This is a genomic window from Winogradskyella psychrotolerans RS-3 (assembly GCF_000427335.1).
GTDB classification, from domain to species: Bacteria; Bacteroidota; Bacteroidia; order Flavobacteriales; family Flavobacteriaceae; genus Winogradskyella; species Winogradskyella psychrotolerans.
In genome coordinates, this window is sequence record NZ_ATMR01000069.1 from 1 (window position 1) to 875 (window position 875).

The window sequence follows — 875 nt, forward strand, 5'->3', positions numbered from 1 at the left end:
AGAAGGCAAGGAAGTGCACACATAACACCCCAAAAAGCACTGTTGTCATTGTCCAGCAAAAGGTTAAAAAAGAATTGAGCAAATGCCAATGGAATTAAAATCCACACTTCCACTTTGAAACTCCTCAGTAGTTTATTTATCAAGAGGGTGGGTTTTCGATTGTAAAAATCATTAAGTTTTGGCGTTAAGGATGATTTTTCATTTAAAAATCCATCTTCCCATATTTTTTCAAGTGTTTGACTCATAGCTGTTTGATTTTGTGTTATTTGTATATTTCTATCTTGTTCTCCAGTAAATCTTTCAACCTGGACTTAATACGTTGCACCCTTACCGCTATGTTTTTTGCATTGGAGTCCAATATGGTTGCGACTTCTTTGTAAGGTTTTTTCTCCAGGTAAAGTAGAATTATCGTCCGATCTATTTCGGAAAGCTTTTTTATGGCAACGTATAGCTCATTTAAATCTTCGTCACTATAAACCTGCTGATCTTCCACCGACTCATTTAGTGGTAGTTCTGTAACGATGACTTTTCTTGTTTTTTGATCTTGTTTTAGTTGTGTAAGGCAGACATTTAAGGACAATCTGTAAACCCATGTTGACCACTCAGATTTCCCCTGATAATTGTCCCTACTTCGCCAAATCTGTAAGCAAACCTCTTGATAGTAGTCCTCAAAGTCAGCTTGAGAATTGGTGTATAGTCTGCACATCTTTGAAATGATGGCAGCATAAGGCAAAATTCTTGATGTATAAAACGCGTGGCTCAAAGTATCTTTTTCTTTATTAGTGGTGATACTTTGGAAATATAACAGCCTAGTATGGAATTTTTAAAGATTGGCCTTATTTAAACTGATCCAGGGATCTATTCAAATGGCGTCC

General features: G+C 36.2%; 1 protein-coding gene and 1 pseudogene. Both read right to left on the reverse strand.

What is annotated here, in order from left to right; genetic code table 11:
- A pseudogene (locus tag ADIWIN_RS04925) lies at positions 1-245 on the reverse strand (hypothetical protein); the annotation flags it as partial.
- A 17-nt stretch (positions 246-262) separates the two neighbouring features.
- A complete protein-coding gene (locus ADIWIN_RS04930) occupies positions 263-706 on the reverse strand; it encodes an RNA polymerase sigma factor (RefSeq protein ID WP_235047028.1) in 444 nt (147 codons plus the stop codon).
- Positions 707-875 lie beyond the last annotated feature (169 nt).